The following is a 5922-nucleotide window of genomic DNA, read 5'->3' as shown; positions in this document are numbered from 1 at the left end:
ATAATGTTTCTTCAAGACTAATTCTGCGCATTCTAGCTTAAATGCGTAATCATACTTAACTTTTCTTTCCATAAAAAATGCCCCAAATAGTGTCTAACTTTTTGGGGCATGTTCATTACGGAGCTTTTTTTATTTTTTTAGACTTTCAGCAGCTATGTTAACCGCTTCTTTCAATCCTGTTTTGTATTTAATTATTTTCTCCATCACGCTTTTATTGTGACTTCCTATAATTTGAGCGGCAAGAATTCCTGCATTTTTTGCACCGTTTAATGCTACAGTTGCTACGGGAACTCCGCCTGGCATTTGTAAAATGGATAACACACTATCCCAACCATCGATTGAATTGCTTGATTTTATAGGTACTCCAATTACTGGAAGTGGCGACATAGAAGCGACCATTCCTGGTAAATGCGCAGCTCCGCCAGCACCTGCTATTACTACCGAAATTCCGCGAGTGTGTGCATTGTTGCTGAAATCAAATAATTTTTCGGGAGTTCTGTGTGCCGATACAATATCGACTTCTATTTCTATATCGAATGCTTTTAAAATGTCTATTGCTTCTTGCATTACGGGCATATCAGAAATGCTTCCCATGATTACGGCTACTTTCATTGTTTTTTATTTAAAGATTTAAAGATTTAAGTATTTAAAGATTTTTTGAGAAACTCAATTTAGTTGGTATTCTGAATTTTTCAATCTTTTAATTTTTTCAATCTTCCAACTAACTTATTACTCTTATCGTGTTTTTTACATTTTCAGCTATTCTTCGAGCTTCATTGATATCTGGATTTACGATCGTTACATGTCCCATTTTTCTAAAAGGACGTGTCTGTTTTTTGCCATAAATGTGAGGTGTAACACCGTTCCAACCTAATATTTTTTCAATATTTTCATACACTACATCACCGGAATAGCCTTCTTCACCTGAAAGATTTACCATAATTCCAGCAACTTTACTGTCGGTATTTCCCAAAGGCAAATTAAGAATTGCTCGCAAATGGTTTTCAAATTGTGAAGTATAACTGGCTTCAATGGAATAATGACCTGAATTGTGTGGGCGAGGAGCAACTTCGTTTACAAGGATTTCATCATCTTCAGTTTGAAACATTTCAACTGCTAATAAACCAACATGATTGAACTTTTCGGAAACATTCAATGCGATTGCTCTTGCTTTTTCGGCAACTTTATCATCAATACGAGCAGGACAAATCACATATTCCACTTGGTTGGCTTCTGGATGAAATTCCATTTCTACCACAGGATAGGTTTTTATTTCGCCTGAGGGATTGCGACAAACGATAACGGCTAGTTCATTTTTGAACGGAACTATTTCTTCGGCGATACATTCTACATTGGCTAAATTGTCTAAATCCGAGATTTGTCGAATCACTTTTACACCATTTCCATCATAACCAAATTCCGTACATTTCCATACAAACGGTAGTTTTGTTTTAGAATCCAAAATATCAACAATGAGACTTTTTAGATTCTCAAATCGTTTATAATTTGCAGTTGGAATTGTGTGTTGCGTGTAGAAATCTTTCTGAATTCCTTTGTTTTGAATCAATTTCAACGTTTTTGGCGAAGGAAATACTTTTACTCCCTCTTCCTCTAGTTTTACTAAAGCTTCCAGATTTACCAATTCAATTTCGAAAGTTAAAACATCAACCTTTTTACCAAAGTTATACACCGTTTCAAAATCCATTAAATCACCTTTAAAGAATTTATTACAGGCTATCTTGCATGGTGCTTCATCACTTGGATCAAGAACATAAGTTTGTATGTCGAATTTTCGGGTATCAAACAACAGCATTTTACCAAGTTGCCCTCCGCCGAGAATTCCCAATTTAAAATCAGAAGAAAAATAATTCATTGTCTAGTTGTATGTTTATGCAAAGATACTTTATAATGATTGAATCCGAAAATGCTATTTTATTTTCTTCATAATTTCTATTGTATCATTTGTTGCTTTTAATACATTTTGACTCGTTTTTTTGTGGAATTTACTTAAAATTAGAAATTAATGCCCATTTATCAATTGTCAAATCCGAATTCTGTATCTTTGCGCATTATTTTAAACACGAAAATAATGATACAACTTCACGATAAACAATTTGTTCCGTTTATTTCTGCTAAAGAAATTGATTTTGCCATCGCTAAAATGGTTTCTCAAGTAGAAGCAGATTTTGCTGATGAAACGCCGGTATTTGTGGGAGTATTGAATGGAGCTTTTATGGTTGTTTCTGATTTTATGAAACAATATAAAAAACCATGTGAAGTATCTTTCATCAAAATGGCATCATACGAAGGAACTTCTACTACAAACGAAGTGAAACAATTAATAGGTATAAATCAGGATTTAACTGGGCGTTCTGTTGTCATAATCGAAGATATAGTTGACACCGGAAATACATTGGTTGAACTGAAAGAATTATTCAAAAAGCAAAATGTAAAACATTTTAAAATAGCAACACTTTTTTTTAAACCTGAAGCTTACACAAAAGACATCAAAATAGATTACATTGGAATTAGAATTCCAAATAAATTTATTGTGGGTTTTGGCTTAGACTACGATGGATTAGGAAGAAATTTACCCGAAGTATATAAACTAAAAGAATAACGACACAACAACATGACTAACATTGTTTTATTTGGAAAGCCAGGAGCTGGTAAAGGAACTCAAGCGGAGTTTTTGAAAGAAAAATACAAATTAACACATATATCAACGGGCGATGTATTTCGTTTTAATTTAAAAAACGATACAGAACTTGGCAAACAAGCAAGAGTATTTATGGATGCTGGAGATTTAGTTCCAGATGAATTGACTACGAAAATGCTGATTGATGAGGTAAATAAACACCCGGATACTAATGGAATATTGTTTGACGGATATCCAAGAACAATTTCACAAGCTGAAGCTTTAGACGCATTTCTTACATCAATAGGTTCTAAAGTTGCAGCGACAATTGCACTCGAAGCCGATGATGAGATTCTGGTAAAACGTCTCTTGGAAAGAGGGAAAACAAGTGGTAGAATTGATGATCAAGATGAAGAAAAAATCAGAAATCGCTATCAGGAATACAATGAAAAAACAGCGCCTTTAATGAGTTATTATGAGGAGCAAGGTAAATTTTATGCAGTAAACGGAATAGGTACAATCGCTGAAATTACAGAAAGAGTAAGCAACGTGATTGATAATTTATAGAAGTAATTCCAGCTGTACATTACAAGTCCTCGTTAAAAAATCTATTTTTCTAAGCCATAAAAGGAGCTTCTTTTGGTCGCTCTTTTTTGACAAGAAAAATTAGCTTTTTTTAACTCCGGGCTTTTCATTCCCATCTGGGCTAAAATCCAGACTGGAGATTTCAGAAAATCAAATTCAGAAATCAGATTTTAAATAAAAAACGAATCAACTAAAAAATTGGAAATACTAATAATATTTTTTCTAATACTATTAAATGGGGTTTTCTCTATGTCAGAAATCGCATTGATTTCAGCAAGAAAAAACAGATTAGAGACCGCGGCAAAAAAAGGAAATAAAAGTGCTAAAATCGCATTGGATTTGGCGAACTCACCAAACAAATTTTTATCAACCGTACAAATAGGAATAACGCTAATAGGAATTCTTACCGGTATTTATAGTGGTGATAAAATCACAATGGATGTAGAGACTTTTGTAAGCGGATTTGAATTTTTAAAACCATACGCGCCATCAGTTGCTGTGGGGATTGTTGTAGTAGTTTTGACCTTTTTCTCTTTAGTTCTAGGAGAATTATTACCTAAAAGAATCGGTTTGAATCATCCGGAATCCATTGCCAAAGCAGTGGCATTACCCATGAAAATTGTTTCAATTGTAACAGCACCATTTATTTGGTTGTTAACACATTCTACAGATTTTTTATTGGATATTTTACAAATAAAGCCTACCGCTGACGGTAAAGTAACCGAAGAGGAAATAAAAGCGATAATCAAAGAAGGAACCGAAGGAGGAGAAGTTCAAGAAATTGAACAAGATATTGTGGAGCGCGTTTTCCATATTGGAGACAGAAAAATAAATTCATTGATGACACACAGGAAGTCAGTGGTTTTTTTACCTTTGCATTCTGATAAAGAACAGGTTAAGGAATTTATGCTCAAAGAATTACATTCTATTTATCCGGTTTACGGTGAAAATTATGATGATATTGTTGGAGTCGTTAACCTGAAAAATATTTTCGCCCATTTTGAAAATGAAAACTTCAATTTGGCGGATATAATGACCGAAGCTCCTTTTATGATGGAGCAAACCACCGCATATATAGCCTTAGAAAACTTTAAAAAAACAGGCATTCATTATGCATTTGTCTCAGATGAATATGGTGTTTTTCAAGGAGTAATTACTTTGAATGATATTTTGGAAGCATTGGTTGGTGATGCTTCTGATTTTTATAAAGATGATTTTCAGCTGATTGAAAGGGAAGACGGAAGCTGGTTGGTTGACGGACACTATTCGTTGCATGATTTCTTGACTTACTTTGAATTAGATGAATTAATCAATGATTATGAAGTAACCACAGTGAGTGGATTAATAATGACTGAACTCTCTCATATTCCTAAACAAGGAGAAAAATTGATTTGGCAAAAATTTGAGTTAGAAGTCATTGATATGGATGGCGTGAAGATTGATAAAGTGATGGTGAAAGCATTAAAAAATTAAATAGCTTAGGGTTAAATTGCTCAAAATGAGTACTAAATACTAAAGCTGAACATTGAATATTAGAAAAAATGACTGAAGGGAATTTTGTAGATTACGTTAAAATATATGTTTCTTCCGGAAAAGGAGGAAAAGGATCTACGCATTTGCATAGAGAAAAGTTTATTGAAAAAGGTGGGCCAGATGGAGGAGATGGAGGTCGTGGAGGACATGTTTATCTTGTAGGAAACAAAGGTCTATGGACATTATTTCATCTTAAATTTGCGCGTCATATTAAAGCCGGTAATGGTGGAGATGGAAGTGGCGACAGAAGTACAGGTGCTGATGGAGATGATAAATTCATTGAAGTTCCATTAGGAACGGTAGTAAAAGATAAGGAAACTGGAGAAATATTATTTGAAATTACCGAAGATGGTGAAAAGCAAATACTTTCTCGTGGTGGAAAAGGTGGTTTAGGAAACTGGCACTTTAGAAGTTCAACCAATCAAACTCCTAGATATTCTCAACCCGGTTTGCCTGGTGTTGAAATGGATGTGATTCTAGAACTAAAAGTACTTGCTGATGTAGGTTTGGTAGGTTTTCCTAATGCAGGAAAATCAACTTTATTGTCTGTATTGACTTCTGCTAAACCAAAAATTGCGGATTATCCGTTTACAACTTTAAAACCAAATCTTGGAATCGTAGCCTACAGAGATTTTCAATCTTTTGTAATTGCTGATATTCCCGGAATTATTGAAGGAGCTGCCGAAGGAAAAGGTCTTGGACATTATTTCTTGCGTCACATTGAACGTAATTCGACTTTGCTATTTTTAGTTCCAGTAGATACTCCAGATATCAAAGCAGAATACGATATTTTGGTAAACGAATTGACAAAATACAATCCTGAAATGCTTGATAAAGAGCGTTTGTTGGTGATTTCTAAATGCGATATGCTTGATGATGAGTTGAAAGCAGAATTAAAAACAGAATTAGACGTTGCTTTCAAGGATGTACCATATATGTTTATTTCTTCTGTTGCTCAACAAGGGCTAACAGAATTGAAAGACAAATTATGGAAAATGTTGAATGACTAATTCTTAATTTTTAAATAAATTATAAAAGCCGTCTCGTATGATTGAACATGCCCCAAAAAGTTAGACACTATTTGGGGCATTTTTATGGAAAAAAAAGTAAAGTATGATTATGCATTTAAGTTAGAATGTGTAGAATTAGTTTTAAAACAACATTTC

General features: G+C 33.8%; 6 protein-coding genes. 4 read left to right on the top strand and 2 right to left on the bottom strand.

What is annotated here, in order from left to right; genetic code table 11:
* Nucleotides 1-129: 129 nt before the first annotated feature.
* On the bottom strand, nt 130-612 hold the full coding sequence (purE, locus tag QLS31_RS15950) for a 5-(carboxyamino)imidazole ribonucleotide mutase (RefSeq protein ID WP_099713462.1): 483 nt from the start codon (nt 610-612) through the stop codon (nt 130-132).
* Nucleotides 613-721: 109 nt separating this feature from the next.
* Nucleotides 722-1873 (bottom strand): 5-(carboxyamino)imidazole ribonucleotide synthase, encoded by a 1152-nt coding sequence (locus QLS31_RS15945; protein WP_282744661.1) that lies wholly within the window; start codon nt 1871-1873, stop codon nt 722-724.
* A gap of 216 nt (nt 1874-2089) precedes the next feature.
* Between QLS31_RS15945 and hpt the strand changes: the two genes are divergently transcribed.
* From hpt to obgE, 4 genes are all read left to right on the top strand, one after another.
* Entirely contained in the window at nt 2090-2620 is a 531-nt protein-coding gene (gene hpt / locus QLS31_RS15940; RefSeq protein ID WP_099716186.1) for a hypoxanthine phosphoribosyltransferase, read from the top strand.
* 12 nt (nt 2621-2632) lie between these two features.
* Nucleotides 2633-3205, top strand: coding sequence for an adenylate kinase (locus QLS31_RS15935; protein WP_099713460.1), 573 nt, complete (start codon nt 2633-2635; stop codon nt 3203-3205).
* Nucleotides 3206-3421: 216 nt separating this feature from the next.
* Nucleotides 3422-4696, top strand: coding sequence for a hemolysin family protein (locus QLS31_RS15930; RefSeq protein WP_099713459.1), 1275 nt, complete (start codon nt 3422-3424; stop codon nt 4694-4696).
* A gap of 68 nt (nt 4697-4764) precedes the next feature.
* A complete protein-coding gene (gene obgE, locus QLS31_RS15925) occupies nt 4765-5766 on the top strand; it encodes a GTPase ObgE (RefSeq protein ID WP_099713458.1) in 1002 nt (333 codons plus the stop codon).
* Nucleotides 5767-5922: the final 156 nt, after the last annotated feature.

Source organism: Flavobacterium sp. XS2P24 (assembly GCF_030010285.1).
Classification (GTDB): Bacteria; Bacteroidota; Bacteroidia; order Flavobacteriales; family Flavobacteriaceae; genus Flavobacterium; species Flavobacterium algoritolerans.
This window is presented reverse-complemented; position numbering and strand designations above follow the sequence as displayed.

What these genes read in the sequence shown, in the direction of transcription:
- hpt (WP_099716186.1), top strand. Translation starts at nt 2,090, where the DNA reads ATGATACAACTTCACGATAAACAATTTGTTCCGTTTATTTCTGCTAAA.
- obgE (WP_099713458.1), top strand. Translation starts at nt 4,765, where the DNA reads ATGACTGAAGGGAATTTTGTAGATTACGTTAAAATATATGTTTCTTCC.
- QLS31_RS15935 (WP_099713460.1), top strand. Translation starts at nt 2,633, where the DNA reads ATGACTAACATTGTTTTATTTGGAAAGCCAGGAGCTGGTAAAGGAACT.
- purE (WP_099713462.1), bottom strand. Translation starts at nt 612, where the DNA reads ATGAAAGTAGCCGTAATCATGGGAAGCATTTCTGATATGCCCGTAATG.
- QLS31_RS15945 (WP_282744661.1), bottom strand. Translation starts at nt 1,873, where the DNA reads ATGAATTATTTTTCTTCTGATTTTAAATTGGGAATTCTCGGCGGAGGG.